15 protein-coding genes are annotated in these 14,895 nt (G+C 67.6%); 10 read left to right on the forward strand and 5 right to left on the reverse strand.

Annotated elements, in window-relative coordinates; all coding sequences use genetic code 11:
* Positions 1–3: 3 nt before the first annotated feature.
* The gene (locus ACIHA7_RS21725) at positions 4–1,053 is read right to left on the reverse strand and encodes a 3-oxoacyl-ACP synthase III family protein (protein WP_397292407.1); all 1,050 of its coding nucleotides are present in this window, start codon (positions 1,051–1,053) and stop codon (positions 4–6) included.
* Between the two features lie 552 nt (positions 1,054–1,605).
* On the opposite strand from ACIHA7_RS21725, the gene ACIHA7_RS21730 reads away from it, so the two are divergent.
* Complete coding sequence (locus ACIHA7_RS21730) at positions 1,606–3,099, forward strand: flavin-containing monooxygenase (protein ID WP_397292409.1); 1,494 nt, start codon at positions 1,606–1,608, stop codon at positions 3,097–3,099.
* Positions 3,100–3,117: 18 nt separating this feature from the next.
* On the opposite strand, the gene ACIHA7_RS21735 is transcribed toward ACIHA7_RS21730, so the two are convergent.
* Positions 3,118–3,783 (reverse strand): TetR/AcrR family transcriptional regulator, encoded by a 666-nt coding sequence (locus ACIHA7_RS21735; RefSeq protein ID WP_397292411.1) that lies wholly within the window; start codon positions 3,781–3,783, stop codon positions 3,118–3,120.
* A 134-nt stretch (positions 3,784–3,917) separates the two neighbouring features.
* On the opposite strand from ACIHA7_RS21735, the gene ACIHA7_RS21740 reads away from it, so the two are divergent.
* Both ACIHA7_RS21740 and ACIHA7_RS21745 read left to right on the forward strand, forming a co-directional pair.
* Positions 3,918–4,793, forward strand: a complete 876-nt coding sequence (locus ACIHA7_RS21740; RefSeq protein WP_397292416.1) for a metal-dependent hydrolase — start codon at positions 3,918–3,920, stop codon at positions 4,791–4,793.
* The gene (locus tag ACIHA7_RS21745) at positions 4,790–5,860 is read left to right on the forward strand and encodes a PDR/VanB family oxidoreductase (protein ID WP_397292421.1); all 1,071 of its coding nucleotides are present in this window, start codon (positions 4,790–4,792) and stop codon (positions 5,858–5,860) included. The genes ACIHA7_RS21740 and ACIHA7_RS21745 overlap by 4 nt, the downstream gene beginning before the upstream one ends.
* Positions 5,861–5,950: 90 nt before the next feature.
* On the opposite strand, the gene ACIHA7_RS21750 is transcribed toward ACIHA7_RS21745, so the two are convergent.
* Entirely contained in the window at positions 5,951–6,628 is a 678-nt protein-coding gene (locus tag ACIHA7_RS21750) for a TetR/AcrR family transcriptional regulator (protein WP_397292424.1), read from the reverse strand.
* A gap of 172 nt (positions 6,629–6,800) precedes the next feature.
* On the opposite strand from ACIHA7_RS21750, the gene ACIHA7_RS21755 reads away from it, so the two are divergent.
* From ACIHA7_RS21755 to ACIHA7_RS21775, 5 genes are all read left to right on the forward strand, one after another.
* The gene (locus ACIHA7_RS21755; RefSeq protein ID WP_397292428.1) at positions 6,801–8,372 is read left to right on the forward strand and encodes a succinic semialdehyde dehydrogenase; all 1,572 of its coding nucleotides are present in this window, start codon (positions 6,801–6,803) and stop codon (positions 8,370–8,372) included.
* Between the two features lie 31 nt (positions 8,373–8,403).
* Positions 8,404–9,234, forward strand: a complete 831-nt coding sequence (locus ACIHA7_RS21760) for an SDR family NAD(P)-dependent oxidoreductase (protein WP_397292430.1) — start codon at positions 8,404–8,406, stop codon at positions 9,232–9,234.
* 105 nt (positions 9,235–9,339) lie between these two features.
* The gene (locus ACIHA7_RS21765) at positions 9,340–9,576 is read left to right on the forward strand and encodes a hypothetical protein (protein WP_397292434.1); all 237 of its coding nucleotides are present in this window, start codon (positions 9,340–9,342) and stop codon (positions 9,574–9,576) included.
* Positions 9,577–9,623: 47 nt separating this feature from the next.
* Positions 9,624–9,941, forward strand: coding sequence for a S8 family serine peptidase (locus ACIHA7_RS21770; RefSeq protein WP_397292436.1), 318 nt, complete (start codon positions 9,624–9,626; stop codon positions 9,939–9,941).
* On the forward strand, positions 9,893–10,477 hold the full coding sequence (locus tag ACIHA7_RS21775) for a S8 family serine peptidase (RefSeq protein WP_397292439.1): 585 nt from the start codon (positions 9,893–9,895) through the stop codon (positions 10,475–10,477). Before ACIHA7_RS21770 ends, ACIHA7_RS21775 begins: the two co-directional genes overlap by 49 nt.
* Here the strand turns inward: ACIHA7_RS21775 and ACIHA7_RS21780 are convergent.
* Together ACIHA7_RS21780 and ACIHA7_RS21785 are read right to left on the reverse strand one after the other, a co-directional pair.
* Positions 10,432–11,241 carry a putative protein N(5)-glutamine methyltransferase gene (locus ACIHA7_RS21780; protein ID WP_397292443.1) on the reverse strand — a complete coding sequence of 270 codons (810 nt, stop codon included), beginning with the start codon at positions 11,239–11,241 and terminating at the stop codon, positions 10,432–10,434. The two genes, ACIHA7_RS21775 and ACIHA7_RS21780, sit on opposite strands and share 46 nt — an antisense overlap.
* A gap of 110 nt (positions 11,242–11,351) precedes the next feature.
* On the reverse strand, positions 11,352–12,221 hold the full coding sequence (locus ACIHA7_RS21785) for a YdcF family protein (protein WP_397292446.1): 870 nt from the start codon (positions 12,219–12,221) through the stop codon (positions 11,352–11,354).
* 243 nt (positions 12,222–12,464) lie between these two features.
* Here ACIHA7_RS21785 and ACIHA7_RS21790 point away from each other — a divergent pair, with 243 nt between their 5' ends.
* Positions 12,465–13,316: a bifunctional 5,10-methylenetetrahydrofolate dehydrogenase/5,10-methenyltetrahydrofolate cyclohydrolase gene (locus ACIHA7_RS21790; protein WP_397292450.1), complete on the forward strand. Its 852-nt coding sequence runs from the start codon at positions 12,465–12,467 to the stop codon at positions 13,314–13,316.
* A gap of 211 nt (positions 13,317–13,527) precedes the next feature.
* Entirely contained in the window at positions 13,528–14,862 is a 1,335-nt protein-coding gene (locus ACIHA7_RS21795; RefSeq protein WP_397292453.1) for an MFS transporter, read from the forward strand.
* Positions 14,863–14,895: the final 33 nt, after the last annotated feature.

Raw genomic sequence — 14,895 nt, forward strand, 5'->3', positions numbered from 1 at the left:
ACCTCAGACCTTCAGAGACGAGATGGTGGTGGACAGGAAGCCGGTCACGATGCCGGACGCGGCGGGAATCATCAGCAGCTTCGAGCCCGCCGGGATGTTCTGCTCGCTGAGCTGATCGTGCAGCACGATGAAGTGCGAAGTGGTTGAGGTGTTTCCGTACTTCTCGATGACCCGCAGATCCGGCGGCATCGGCGCGCCGAACTCGCGCTCGCAGATGGCGTTCATCCACGGGATGGCGGCCGCGCCGAACTGGTGATGGATGACGTAGTCGAAGTTCTCGTCGGCGAAGGTGCGCCCGCGCGCCTGGAGGTAGTTGATCTGGCTGTCGGTGCCCAAAAGGAAGCGGTCTTCGTTGTGCATTTTGCGGTTGTCGGTGTACAGCGCAACACCCTGGCTCTTGTCGCTCGGCATGCCGAGGCACAGTTCGGAGTACTCCGCTGCGGTCATCATCTCGATGTAGTGGATCTTGTCGTTGTCGTCGACCGCCTCGTCGAGCACGACCGCGGCGCCCGAGTCGCCCACCGACAGCGACGCGAACTGCAGATCGTATTTCTCGGAAATCTCGGCCACCGCGGTGTCGGCGATGGGAGTAATGGCCTCACCGCTCACCACCATGCCGTTGCGCACCGCGCCGGAGCGGATCATCCGGTCGAGAATGTAAGTGCCGGTGAGCATCCCGGCGCAGGCGTTCGACACGTCGAAGGTAATGGCCTTCTTCGCCCCGATAAGGCGGCTTATCGAACCGGCGAAGGACGGCTCCATGTAGATGCGGCTGCCGTGGTTGCTGCGGGTGATCGAGGTGGAGATGATCACGTCGAGCTCGGCTGCTTCGTATCGCGACCTGGACAAACAGTCTTCGGCCGCCTTCATGGCGATCGCGAAGGAGTCCTCGTAGCTGTCCGGGTTCGTGTCGTGCACCCTGCGCTCTTTGACGCCGGTGATTTTCTCGAGATCGAAAGACGGCGGTTCCTTCAACCGGGAGAGCAGCTCTTGGGTGGTAACGATATTCGAAGGCAGATAGGCGCCGATGGATTCGAATCGTGAATGCGACACGCGCGCTCCTGGAAATCGTGGAAAGAAACGGTTCCGGATCGTCTCTGATCTTCGGTGCGACGGACACTACCCGACGGTAACTACGAATGCCTATGGCACAGAAGCTGGGCTCGATCACTGTGCAGAAGTACATGTTTCGTTAAGTATCACTAACTGGTGACCGACTGGCTATGGCGCGGTGGTGCGGTGGATACGAGACCGATAGTGCGGGTTGCCAATGGTTTCCGGGGTTGGTGCGGCGACGCGAACCTGGGCTGTGCATCGCGTCGCCGCCACGAGTCGGCTAATGATTGGCTACCTACGCGTTGTGGGGGAACTATGGGTGGTGTGCCAGGGCGATGTGAGTGACTTCACTGCGCGTCGTACAGTTGAATGCCCCGCTCGGCACACGCTAGGTCGTACAAGCCTCAACTATGTTGCGGCCGAACAGAACCCGCACCGGGCACGCATTCACGGTGATAAAGGGGTGCGCGAGTCGTCCGCGCGGGCACGCCGGAATACTGTCTGGGTCGTTAGGCTGGGGCATTCCGCCGATTAGTCGAGGAGATAGCGATGACCACCGCTACTGGGCACGTCGATGTGCTCATTGTCGGAGCCGGACTGTCCGGTATCGGCGCGGCCTATCACCTGCAGCGGGCCTTCCCGCAGCGGACCTACACCATCCTGGAGAGCCGCGACGCGATCGGCGGAACCTGGGATCTGTTCCGCTATCCCGGAATTCGCTCCGATTCCGACATGTACACCCTGGGCTACCGTTTCAAGCCGTGGCTGGGTGACAAGTCGATCGCCGACGGTGACTCCATTCTCGACTACGTGCGCGACACCGCCGCGGAGAACGGCATCGACCGGCACATCCGGTTCGGGCATCGGGTGCTGCGCGCCGAATGGTCGTCGGCGGACAACCGCTGGACCGTGCGGGCCGAACGGACCGACAGCGGCGAGACGGTCGTGCTCACCGCGGGCTTCCTGCTGTCCTGCTCCGGCTATTACGACTATGACGCGGCCTACACCCCGGACTTTCCCGGCGTCGACCGCTTCGCCGGACCTGTTGTGCACCCGCAGTTCTGGCCCGAGGACCTGGACTACGCGAACAAGAAGGTGGTGCTGATCGGCAGCGGCGCCACCGCGGTCACGCTGGGCCCCACGCTCACCGAGCAGGGCGCGCACGTGACCATGCTGCAGCGCAGCCCGAGCTACATCGTTTCCCGGCCTGCCCGCGACGCCCTCGCCATGAAGCTGCGCCGCCGCCTGCCGCCGCGCGCGGCCTACGCCCTGATCCGAGCCAAGAACGTGGCGCTGGCCACGACGGTTTACCAACTGAGCCAACGCTATCCGGCGTGGGTGCGCGAACGAATCCGCGGTTATCAGCAACGCTGGCTGCCGCCGGGCTACGACATCGACACACACTTCACGCCCAGCTACAACCCGTGGGATCAGCGACTGTGCCTGGCCCCCAACAACGATTTCTTCCGCGCCATCCGCAAGGGCAAGCTGGAGATCGTCACCGATCGGATCGAGACGTTCACCGAGACCGGCCTGCGACTGGCCTCCGGTGCGACGCTGGACGCCGACATCGTGGTTACCGCAACGGGATTGAACCTGCTCGCCTTCGGCGGCATCGACCTCGCGGTGGACGGGCGGCCGGTGACCCTGTCCGACAGCATGGCCTACAAGGCGATGATGCTCTCGGACGTGCCGAATTTCGCCTACATCATCGGCTACACCAACGCCTCGTGGACGCTCAAGGCCGATCTGGTGTCGGAGTACCTGGTTCGCTTGCTCCGGCACATGGACGCGCGCGGTTACGCGCGCTGCACGCCGGTGCGCGACCCCTCGGTCGGTGCGGAATCGTTGTTCCTCAACTTCAATCCCGGATATGTGCAGCGGGCCGCGAGCCACTTCCCGATCCAGGGCGACCGCGCGCCGTGGCGATTACGGATGAACTACCTGCGCGACCTGATCACCTTGCGGCACGGGTCGATCGCCGACGACGCGCTGCTCTTCGAGCGGGCGGAGCGGACCGAACCGGTGGCGGTGCGGGACTGAGCCAGGCGCGGATCTGCGCTAGGCCTCGGTGATCACCGAAGACCGCGCTCGCGCGATCTGTTCGAGCACGGTCGCGGCGTGCTCGTCGAATCGGGCACGGGAGACCGGGATCTCGCCGTCCAGCCAGGGCCGGTAGAGGTAGGCGAGCGCGCCGAAGATGGCGCTCGCGTTGAGTGCGTTGTCGTACTCGTCCGGTGCGGACCGGGAGTAGTCACCGGCGCCGATCGTCAGGGCGATCGGCGCCGTGAATAAGCCGATGAGTTCGTTCGCCCGCGGCATCAGCACCGGCGTGGCCTGCGATTCGACGAACATGATCCGGCCGCGCCTGCGATCTTCCACGAGATAGTCGGTGAAGACGCCGACCAGATGGCGGAACATGGCGTCGCGCTCGATCGGCGCGGTGGGTAGCGCGTCGAGTAGTCGGTCGCGGGCACCGAGCACGACGGTGTCGAGCACGGTGGTGAGCAGCGCGTCCAGGTTCGGGAAGCTCTCGTAGAAATAGCGCTCGGTCAGCCCGGCCTGCCTGCATACCCCGCGCATCGAGGTCTCGGCGGCGCCGACGGTGCCCATCAGTTCGGTGCACGCCTCGATGAGCTGCTCACGGCGGCCGGCGACCCGATCGGCGGGTGAGCGTCCGCGCCAGCGGCGCATGCCCGGGATCGACCCGTCGTCTTCGGCGACCATGGCGCCATCCTCTCACACCGCCTTGTAGACATCGGACGATGTTGACAGCGGCTGATGTCAGCAATAGATTGCCAGCATGCCGGGCCGCGGGTCCCGGGCTGCCGGGCTTCGCCGATCAGAGATGAGGATGCGAGATGGGCTCCACCGTCTATGCCGATCAGGCGCACGCGATCAACGCACGCGAGGTGACCTTCGACTTCGACACGGTGCCGATGCACTACATCCCCGGCGAGGTGATGGCGACCCACATCATCAACGTGATGCACCTGGTGTTACCCGAGGGTGAGCGGGCCATGGCACAGGCGCTGGCCGAGGCGCTGCCGCTGATCGATGACGAGCGGCTGCGCGAGGAAGTGCGCGGGTTCATCGGGCAGGAGGCCATGCACGCGAGCTCGCACGAGCTGGCCCGCAAGCAGCTCGAGCGGCTCGGCCTCGACGTGCGTCCGATGGTGGAACGTGTTGCGTGGCTGGTGGATCGGGTGCTCGGCGACCACGGGCTGTCCGGTCGCGCCAAGCATGCGTGGCTGTGCGAGCGGCTGGCCTTGTTCGCCGGGATGGAGCACTACACCGCCGTCATCGGCGAATGGCTGCTGACCAACGACACCTTCGTGGCGAAGGGGATGCATCCGGCGATGCTGGACCTCATCCGCTGGCACGGCGCGGAAGAGGTCGAGCACCGCAGCGTGGTCTACGACGCGTACATGTACGTCGACGGTGGCTACGGCCGTAAGGCCAGGCAAGCCGTGATCGCGAGCACGGGATTGCTTGCGCTGTTCGTCATTTCGGGCGGCTACCTGTTCCACAAGGACCCCTCGCCGAACAAGGGGCGATTCTGGCCGCTACAGCTGGCCAGTGCCTCGGTGCGCGGCGTCGTGCCCAGTTTCACCACGTTCTTCACCGAGATCCCCCGCTATCTACGGCCGGGTTTCCATCCGTCGCAGCTCGGGCCGATGGACAACGCGCTGCGCTACCTCGCCCAGTCGCCCGCGGCTCGGGCGGCCGTCGCATGACGGCCGTGGAGGAGGGGTATCGGCCGGGGCCGGGGCTGCGGATGATCGCGACGGTGGCCGACGCCTACAAGCGGGTTTTCGCGGAAGGGGATGCGGCGCAGCTGCTTTCGCGGTCACAGCCGGTGCGCCACACCGGCTACGACTTCACCGTCGTCATCGAACGGATCGAGCAGGCGGCCGACGAGGTCGTCACCGTGCTCCTGACCGATCCGGATGGCGGCTTGCTGCCCGCGTGGACGCCCGGCGCACACCTGGACGTGTTCCTGCCGTCGGGGCGCCAGCGCCAGTACTCGCTGACCAGCGATCCGGCGGATCGCAGGCAGTATCGGATCGCCGTGCGCTACATCGCCGATGGCGGCGGCGGATCGCGCGAGATCCACGAGCAACTGCGGGTCGGCGACCGGCTGACGGTGCGTGGGCCGCGCAACGCCTTCCCGTTCATCGAGGCGCCGCGGTATCTGTTCGTCGCCGGCGGCATCGGCATCACGCCGATCCTGCCGATGGTCGCGGCGGCCGAGCGGGCCGGAACACGCTGGCGGCTCATGTATTTGGGCCGCTCACGCGCGCGGATGCCGTTCCTGTGCGAGCTGGCGCTGCTGACCGGTGGCGACGTGGTGGTCCGCCCGGACGACGAGTTCGGCATGCCGGACCCGCGGATGATCTTCGAGCAGACACCCACCGGCGCCGCGGTATACGTCTGCGGCCCACCGCCGTTGGCCGAGGCGGCGCGCCAGGTGTTGTCACTGCACGATCCGACGGCCTCGCTGCACACCGAGCGGTTCTCGCCGGTGCCGGTGCGCGACGGCGCGCCCTTCCGTATCCGGCTGCGCCGCAGCGGCACCGAGGTGGACGTCGCGGCTGACGAGTCCGCGCTCGCCGCGATCCGACGTCGGCTGCCCGGCGTCGCCTACTCGTGCCAGCAAGGGTTCTGTGGCACCTGTCGCGTCGGAGTGCTGGCGGGGGAGGTCGACCACCGTGACCGGTTCCTGTCCGAGGGTGAACGCGACCGCACCATGCTGACCTGCGTATCACGTGCGCGCGGTAGCGAACTCGACCTGGACCTGTGAACTCGGCGATCAACGTCGCTCGCCGAGTTCGCGGGTCAGCTACCCGCTGACCCGCCAGAGCCGACCGGCGCCGTACGCCGTCGGCGATCGTCAGGGCGCTGCCGGGAAGATGCCCGGCAGCTGCAACGCGTATTCGAGATCGACACGGGTGCCGAGCGTGGTCAGCAGCACGCGGATCATCGTGAGCCGTGCCGCGGCAACGGTTTCCGCGTCGGGCTCGGCACCCGGCTCGGCGCCCGCGGAGATGCGGTAGACCACGTATTCGCAGACATGCAGTGCCGCATCGAGATCGAGCGGACTGGGTACGGGGCGGCCGAGTTCGGTGAACGTCTCGCGGACCAGTCTGCGGATATCGTCGAGTGCCCGTTCCCGATACGCCGACACCGGCGAGGCCGGATCGTGCAGCTCGGCGAACAGCGGCCGCAGCATCGCACCGTGGCCACCCGCCCAATCGAGGTAGGCGTCGATCAACCGGATGCCGAGCTCGACGGGTTCGTCGGTGCCGGTCAGCGCCGTCCGGATGCCCTCGACCAGACCGTCGTTCGAGGTGTCGAGCAGTGCGTGCAGCGGCTCGGTGGCGTTGCCGAAGTAGCGGTAGAACGTCGGCCTGGCCAGCCCGGCCTGCTCGATGATCTGCGCGACGCTCAGTCCGCGCGAGCCGTTGCGGGTGAACACCTCGGCGGTGGCCAGCACGATCCTGGCGCGGACCTCCTCGGCCTGCTCGCGCGTCTGCGGCGGCCTGCCGCGCCGCGTGGTCGCCTCGGTCATCGCGGCACCGCACAGACATGGTGCTGCTTCACAGCGAGCAGCCTGCCGTGTCTGTGTTCCATGACGAAGAGCTTGACACGAGGTGTGGCACGCCTATTAATCTAACACTAGTGTTCAGTTAAAGGCGGATGCGCGCACGGCTCGTCCGACCGTCCTATCGAGAGGGCCGACAATGACGACCGCCCCCCAGCTCGCCGCGGCAGACGCGTTGCCATTGTCGCTGGTCCAGCCCCTGCTCGACGGTGCGACGGCGGGCGGTGCGCCCTCGGTGGAGGTGTTCGCCCCCGCCACCGGGCGCAAGATCGCCGACCTGCCGCAGTCCTCGGTCGCCGATATCGACCGGGCGTTCGCGACGGCCCGCGCGGTGCAGCAGGAGTGGGCGCGCCGCCCGATCCGGGAGCGGGCCGCGGTGCTGCGCCGCTTCCACGACATCGTGCTCGCCGAGCAGGACGTCATCCTCGACATCGTGCAGACCGAGACCGGTAAGTCGCGCGCGCACGCCTTCGACGAGGTCGGCGATGTCGCCGTCAACGCCAGGTACTACGCGCAGGTCGCCGCGAAACTGCTGGCCACCCGCAAGCCGCGCGGCGTGCTTCCGGTGCTCACCCAGGTCGACGTGCGGCACCGGCCCAAGGGCGTGGTCGCGGTGATCTCGCCGTGGAACTACCCCCTCGCGCTGGCCGCCTCCGACGCGCTGCCCGCCCTGGTCGCGGGCAACGCGGTGGTCGCGCGACCGGACAACCAGACCGCGCTTACCGCGCTGTGGGCGATCGACGCCGCCGAGCGGGCCGGCCTGCCGCGCGGGCTGTGGCAGGCGGTGCTCGGGCGCGGCTCGGTGATCGGGCACGAGGTGATCGGGCGCGCGGACTACGTCGACTACACCGGCTCCAGCGCGACCGGCCGCACCATCGCGCAGCAGGCGGGGGAGCGGCTCATCGGCTACTCCCTCGAACTCGGCGGCAAGAACCCGTTGGTGGTGCTGGCCGACGCCGACGTGTCCAGGGCCGCCAAGATCGCGATCCGCGCCTGCTTCGCCTCGGCCGGGCAGCTGTGCGAGTCGATGGAGCGAATCTATGTGCACGACAAGGTGTACGACCAGTTCGTGGCCGAATTCGTCGAGCACGTCGAGGGAATCGAGCTCGGCGGCGGCCTGAACTACGACAGCGACATGGGTTCGCTCACCTTCCCGCGCCAATTGGCCACGGTCCGTTCGCATGTCGAGGACGCGGTGGCCAAGGGCGCCACGGTGCTGGCCGGCGGCCGGGCCCGACCCGACCTCGGTCCGTACTTCTACGAGCCGACGGTGCTGAGCGGCGTGCGGCCCGGTATGACGGTCTACCGCGAGGAGACCTTCGGCCCGGTCGTCTCGATCTACCGGGTCGGCAGCGACGACGAAGCGGTCGAGCAGGCCAACGACACCGCCTACGGCCTCAACGCCAGCGTCTGGACCAGGGACATCGCCCGTGGTCGCGAGGTCGCGGCCCGGATCAACGCCGGATCGGTGAACGTCAACGAGGGCTTCATCGCGGCCTGGGGCAGCGCCGACGCGCCGTCCGGCGGCCTCGGCATCTCCGGCACCGGGCGTAGGCACGGCGCCGAGGGCCTGCTCAAATACATCGACACCCAGACCATCGCGGTGCAGCGGATGCTGCCGATCGCGCCGCTGCCCGGCATGTCCGAACAACTGTGGGCCAAGACCATGACCTTTTACTTCGGTCTGATGAAAACACTGCGCCAGAAGTAACTTTCAGCGACATCGACAGGGACAGGGACGGATGAAACTCGACACGGTTGCGGGCAAGAAGGTTCTCGTCACGGGCGCCGCGATGGGCCTCGGCAAGCTGTTCGCCGAACGCGCGGTGCGCGAAGGCGCGGCCGCGGTGGTGCTGTGGGACATCAACGAGGTCGCGCTGAAGGAGACCGCCGCCGAGCTCACCGGTCTCGGCGGCACCATCCACCACTTCGTGGTCGACGTGTCCGAGCCCGCGGCCGTCACCGAGGCTGCGGAGTCGGTGCGCGCCGAGGTCGGCACCATCGACATCCTGGTGAACAACGCGGGAATCGTCCGGGGCAACAACTACTTCTGGGAAACCGAGAACCGCGCCGACATCGAGAAGACGATGGCGATCAACGCGCACGCCCCGATGTACGTCACCCTCGAATTCCTGCCCGCCATGGTGGCCGGTGCGACCGAGGCCAGGGTGCTGACCATCGCCTCCTCCGCCGGACTGGTCTCGAACCCGAGGATGAGTGTCTACGCGGCCTCCAAGTGGGCGGCGCTCGGCTGGTCCGACTCGGTGCGAATCGAACTGGAGCAGGCGGGCCACCACCACGTGAAGGTCACCACGGTCTGCCCGACCTACATCAACACCGGAATGTTCGACGGCGCAAAGGGTTTCCTGTTCACCCCGATCCTCGAGCAAGACGCCGTGGTCGACACCTCCTGGCGCGAGATGAAGAACGGCAACCCGCTGGTGATCCTGCCGTGGACCTCCAGGCTCAACAAGGCCCTGTCGGGCATCCTGCCGATCAAGTTGCGCGACCTGTTCCTGAACTCCGTCGGCGTCTACCACTCGATGGACGAGTTCACCGGTCGAAAGAAGTAATCGGCCGCCGTCAGCAACTGTCCAGTAACGCGATGTCCTCGGGCCGGGATGAAATCAGCACAACGCCCGGCCCCGAAGATCGGGCATCGATTCTTGCAGCAGACTATGCGGACCAAGCGCAGCTGGACCTCGATGACGCTCTGCCTGACAGTAAGCACGGTTGCCGCGACGGGGGTCGCGTTGGCAACCCCCGCGAATGCCGCGACCAATGACCCCCTGTTCGGCAAGCAGTGGGGTCTCACCCAGATCAAGGCCACGCAGGCGTGGTCGACGAGCGCGGGGGTCATGATCGCGATCGTCGACTCCGGCGTCGACCTGAACCACCCGGATCTGCACAGCTAGCTCGTCCCCGGTGCCACCTTCACCGGCTGCCCCGAAGGGCAGCGGCCGTGTGGCAACGGCGACTGGAAGGGCCGGACGGCGTCGGCTCGACCATCGACGTGCACGGCACCCCCGTCGCGGGGATCGCCGCCGCGGCGACCGGCAACGGCCTCGGTATCGCCGGGGTCTCACCCGACGCGCAGATCATGCCGGTGAAGGTGGTCGAGAACATCGGCACATACGAGGACATCGGCGAGGGCGTGCGATGGGCGGTCGATCATGTCGCAGACGTCGTCAACCTGAGCTCGAGCGGCTGCCCAACGACCAGCTGCTCGCCGTGGTCGGGATCGAGAAGCGGCTGTCCGAGGCGATCGCCTACGCGGTGAGCAAGGGTGTCGCGGTCGTAGCCGCCTCGGGCAACACCGCTCTTCCGCTGTGCCTGGATCCCGCGTTCACCCGTGACGTGATCTGTGTGGTCGGCACCGATCGCCAGGAGCTCAAAGGCTGGTACTCACACTTCGGTCTCAAACCGGATCTGAAGATCGTCTCGGCTCCCGGCGGTGCGGGACTGATCAATTGCGATGACAACGTGTGGTCTTCGGTCCCGCGCGGGACCGGAACAGGTACCTGCGGTCAGGGCGACTATGACGCGGTCGCCGGTACGTCGATGGCAAGCCCGCACGTCGCGGGTGTCGCAGCGCTGCTGGCCGCGCAAGGGCGGAGCGTGCCGGATATCTATAACGCTATCCTCCGCACCGCGCGTACGCCGTTCGTTCCCGGTCCGCCGCGTGGGGTCTACACCCCTGTGTACGGGTACGGCATCGTCGATGCCGCGGCAGCTGTCGCAGCGTCCGTATCCGCACCGGAACCCGGAAGCTACGCCCCGTTGGTCGGCCGGGTTCCGATGACGACGGTGGCGTAGTGCTCGTCGGATTCGGCGATCCGGCCGGCCAGCCCGTGCTCGTCCAGCACCGCGATCGCCGCGGGAGCCTGCTCCTCGCTGGACTCGACCAGCAGATGACCGCCCGGGGCGAGCCAGGACCGGGCGCCTTCGGCGACGCGGCGGAAAATATCCAGGCCGTCGGGCCCGCCGTCGAGGGCGGTGCGCGGTTCGTGATCGCGGGCTTCCGGCGGCATGTGCGCGATCATCTCCGACGGGACGTACGGGGTGTTGGCGAGCAGGATATCGATGCAGCCGAGCAGTTCCTCGGGGAGTGGTTCGAAGAGGTCGCCCTGATAGACCGGCGCGCCGAGCGGGGTGAGGTTGCGGCGGGCGCAGTCGACGGCGACCGGGTCGATGTCGGCGGCGGCCAGCGTCACGGCGGTGTGTTCGGCGGCCAGCATGGTGGCCAGCGCCAGCCCCAAAGCGCCTGAGCCACAACACAGATCGACCACGACCGAATGCCGGTGCCTGGCTCGGGTCAAGCGCGCGGCCTCCTCCACCAGGAACGCGGTGCGCTGCCGCGGCACGAAAACACCCGGGGCGACCGCGACCCGCAGCCCGTGGAACTCGGCCCAGCCGAGCAGATACTCCAGCGGTGTGCCGGAGACCCGTTGCGCGACCAGGTCGTCGAGGTCCGCGCCGGTCTCCATGGCGGCGGCGGTGAGCAGGCGGGCCTCGTCCTCGGCGAAAACGCAGCCCGCCGCGCGTAAGGACTCGACCACTTCCGTACTCTCTGCTGCCATCACTCGGCCATCCTGCCGTGCCCGGACCCGGCGTAGCCAGCGAATTTCTCCGTGATCTCGCTCGCCCGCCGGGGTCCGCACCGTCGTGCGGACCCCGGGCGCGGGCGTGCTCAGCGCGAAGTGGCCAATTCGAAGGTGCGGGTGGCGTCGAGATAGATGCCCCGCTGCGCCTGCCTGGCCGGTGGCGGCAACTGAGAGACCAGCTGCTCCAGCGAGGTGGTCGCGCCGACCACGGTGGTGCCCGCCACGATGAAGTCGGCGACGGCGCGCCGGATGTGGTTGGGCGAGGTGACCACCACCGCGCTCGTCGCGCCCACGTCGCGCAGCAGCTTCGTGCTGAACAGGGCGTTCTGCACGGTCGAACCCGCGCGACCCTCAACGTGGATCCGGTTCGGCGGCACGCCGTGGCCGATCAGCCAGCCTGCCATCGCGTCCGCCTCGGTGATGCCGTTCTGCGGGTTGCCGCCGGTCACCACGATGGGGGACAGGGGCGAGGCGATCGATTGCAGCCAGGCCGCGGTCAGCCGGTTCACCAGTTCGGGGCGCAGCGCGCCGTCGGGCAGCAGGCCGTAGCCGAGCACGACGATGCCGGTCTGCGGTCCGACCAACGCGGGCAACGGATTCGGCAACGTGCCGACGGCCGCGCCGATGGCGTTGAGCACGTGGTTGGTGCCCGCCGCCTTGCCTGGGTCGACGACGTTGAGCCGCGCCATCGCGTCGGCGAGTGCGGGCAGGTCACCCGCGTAATGTGACCAGATGGCCTGCAGGGACAGCGCGTCGGCGTCGCCGGGGTCGGCGCCGATCAGGGCGCGTAGGTCGGCGCGTCCGGCGACGTCGTTGCCGTCGGTGAAGTTGCGCTGGGCGGAGTTGTAGAGGTCGTCGGTCACGTCCGCCTGGGCCGGGACGCCGGCCAGACCGGCGATGGTGATGGCCGCGAACACCGTCGCGGCTAGCTGTTTCGAGTGCCTCGAGATCTTCACTACAGTCGACACCTTTCCGCGAAAATGCTGTTGATCGGCGAGCTGGACGATCGGCAAGAAACGGGTAGGGCACGTGCTGGCAGTTAGCCATGGGCAAGCAGGATCACGATACGGCGGGGTGATCTGGAAGTCGCGTATTAGCCGGGCGGATTCTGCGGCTTATTTCTGGCATCGGGACAAACCGGGCGGGCTTGCCGGGCGCAGTCGCGGCGGGCCGCGTGGCCCCGGATAAGGTATGACAGCGTGGATACCGTTTCGCTGACCGGCAAGGAACTCGCCGCCGCCATCAACGCCGACACCAAGCAGCGCGCCGCCGCACGCACCGAGGCGGGTGCCGCGCCGCGCCTGGCCCTGATCGTGGCGACCGACGACCCGGCGAGCGTCTGGTACGTCAACTCGCTGCGCAAGGCCGCGGAGCGTCTCGGAATCGCGTGCGACACAGTGGATCTCGGCGCCGATGCGAGCGCGGACACGATCCGTGCCGAGCTCGCGGCGCGCAGCGCGGACAGCGCGACCGATGCGATCATGCTCCAGACGCCGCTGCCCGCAGGCATCTCCCTCGACGACGTGAGCTCCGCGATCGTCGCGACCAAGGACGTCGACGGCGTGAGTCCGCTCTCGCTCGGCCTGCTCGCCGCCGGGCTGGACGGCTTCGTGCCCGCCACCGCCGAGGCGGTGGTCGAGTTGCTGAAGCGGCACGAAATCCCGCTCGAAGGTCGGCATGTCGCCGTCGTCGGCCGCTCGAACATCGTCGGCAAGCCGCTCGCCCAGCTGCTGCTCGCCGAAAACGCCACCGTCACCGTCTGCCACTCGCGGACCACCGACCTGCCCACGGTCACCTCGGCCGCCGACATCGTGGTCGCCGCGGCGGGTCGCATCGGCCTGGTCACCGGCAAGCATGTGCGCGAGGGTGCGGTCGTCATCGATGTCGGCACCAATGAGGCCGCCGACGGCGGCATCGTCGGCGACGTCGACGCGGAGTCGGTGCGCGGCAAGGCCGCCGCCCTCAGCCCCGTGCCCGGCGGCATCGGGCCCGTCACCACCGCGCTGCTCATGCGGCACGTCGTCGTCGCCGCGGAGAACGCGAGCAGCTGAGAGGTCGCGGCGTCGCAGACTTACCGCCGCACCGCAGACTTACGGCCGGTCCGGGAACATCCTGGATCGGCCGTTGTCATTTTCTCGACCTGTTGGAGAAGGTCTTGTGCGCCGCGTCACAGCATGAGTAGCATGCCACTCATTAAGTGAGACATGTTACTCATGAAGGTGGCATGCCATCACAGCTGGCTCTGTGCTGTGGAGGAAAGAGATGGATCGTTCGATTCCCCGGGTCGAGGGGGACGCGTTGCAGGCGAACACAATCCGGAAGATCACCCGCCGGATCGTTCCGTTGCTGATGATCGGCTACATCGTCAGCTACATCGACCGGATCAACGTCAGCTTCGCCAAGTTCGGCATGGAGGAGACGTTCGGCATGACCGCGACCCAGTACGGGTTCGCGGCGGGCATCTTCTTCGTCGGCTACGTGCTCGCGGAGGTGCCGAGCAACATCGTGATGAACAAGGTCGGCGCCCGGATCTGGCTCAGCCGAATCCTGGTGACCTGGGGCATCATCGCCACGCTGACCGCGTTCGCGACGAACGTCGAGATGGTCTACGTGCTGCGCTTCCTGCTCGGTGTCGCGGAGGCGGGCTTCTTCCCCGGCATCCTCGTGTATCTCACGCGGTGGTACCCCAATGCCCAACGCGCCAAGGTGATCTCGACGGTGATGGTGGCCATCCCGGTGGCCAGCGTGCTGGGCAGCCCGCTCAACGGCTGGATACTCGACACCTTCGACGGCGCACTCGGCTTGGACGGCTGGCGATGGGTATTCATCGTCGGCGGCCTGCCCGCGGTGCTGCTCGGCGGTGTCTTCTTCCTCGCCCTCACCGAAACGCCAAGGGAGGCAAAGTGGCTCAGCGAAGCCGAGCGGGCCTGGTTGGTCGAGACGCTGGCGGTCGAGAACGCCGAACGCGCGCGCACGGCGCCGGCCGGTCATCTGGCGGCGCTGCGGAACAAGCGGGTGCTCGCGCTGTGCCTGGCCTACTTCCTGGTGCTGTGCGGTGCGTATCCGCTGGCCTATTGGATGCCGACGGTGGTCAAGGAGGTCGGTGACGGGTTGAGCAGCACCCAGATCGGCTGGTTGTCGGCGGTGCCGTTCCTGTTGGCCGCCATCGGGATGTACGTCACCGGCCGGCTGGTCCGGGCCGAGGGGTCGTCGCGGCCGGTGCTGGTCGCGCTGGGTATCTCGGTGGTCGCGTTCACCGTCACGGCGCTCGCGCTCGGGTCGCCGCTGCTGGCGTTCGCCGCGATCACGGTGGCCACGATGGCGGCGCAGACCGCCAAACCCCTGTTCTGGTCGGTGCCGACGGCCTATCTCGCGGGCGCGGGCGCGGCCAGCGGTATCGCGCTGATCAACTCGCTCGGCAACGCGGCCGGGTTCGTCAGCCCGTACGCGTTCGGCTGGATCAAGGATTTCTCCGGCGGGCGCACCGGTTTCGCCATCGCCGTGATGATCATGGCCAACGTCGGCGCGTTGCTCGTGATCGGTGCGATCGCCGCGCGGTCCAGGGCGCGTCGCGCCTCGTCGGTGGAGCCTGTCTGAGCGACTATGCTGGGGAATCGCCCGCGGACGGTG

The organism is Nocardia sp. NPDC052316 (genome assembly GCF_044547795.1).
Lineage (GTDB): Bacteria > Actinomycetota > Actinomycetes > Mycobacteriales > Mycobacteriaceae > Nocardia.

Excerpts from the sequence above, each read along its gene's own strand:
- ACIHA7_RS21730 (WP_397292409.1), top strand. The coding sequence starts at position 1,606 with ATGACCACCGCTACTGGGCACGTCGATGTGCTCATTGTCGGAGCCGGA.
- ACIHA7_RS21735 (WP_397292411.1), bottom strand. The coding sequence starts at position 3,783 with ATGGTCGCCGAAGACGACGGGTCGATCCCGGGCATGCGCCGCTGGCGC.
- ACIHA7_RS21740 (WP_397292416.1), top strand. The coding sequence starts at position 3,918 with ATGGGCTCCACCGTCTATGCCGATCAGGCGCACGCGATCAACGCACGC.
- ACIHA7_RS21745 (WP_397292421.1), top strand. The coding sequence starts at position 4,790 with ATGACGGCCGTGGAGGAGGGGTATCGGCCGGGGCCGGGGCTGCGGATG.
- ACIHA7_RS21750 (WP_397292424.1), bottom strand. The coding sequence starts at position 6,628 with ATGACCGAGGCGACCACGCGGCGCGGCAGGCCGCCGCAGACGCGCGAG.
- ACIHA7_RS21755 (WP_397292428.1), top strand. The coding sequence starts at position 6,801 with ATGACGACCGCCCCCCAGCTCGCCGCGGCAGACGCGTTGCCATTGTCG.
- ACIHA7_RS21760 (WP_397292430.1), top strand. The coding sequence starts at position 8,404 with ATGAAACTCGACACGGTTGCGGGCAAGAAGGTTCTCGTCACGGGCGCC.
- ACIHA7_RS21765 (WP_397292434.1), top strand. The coding sequence starts at position 9,340 with ATGCGGACCAAGCGCAGCTGGACCTCGATGACGCTCTGCCTGACAGTA.
- ACIHA7_RS21780 (WP_397292443.1), bottom strand. The coding sequence starts at position 11,241 with ATGGCAGCAGAGAGTACGGAAGTGGTCGAGTCCTTACGCGCGGCGGGC.
- ACIHA7_RS21795 (WP_397292453.1), top strand. The coding sequence starts at position 13,528 with ATGGATCGTTCGATTCCCCGGGTCGAGGGGGACGCGTTGCAGGCGAAC.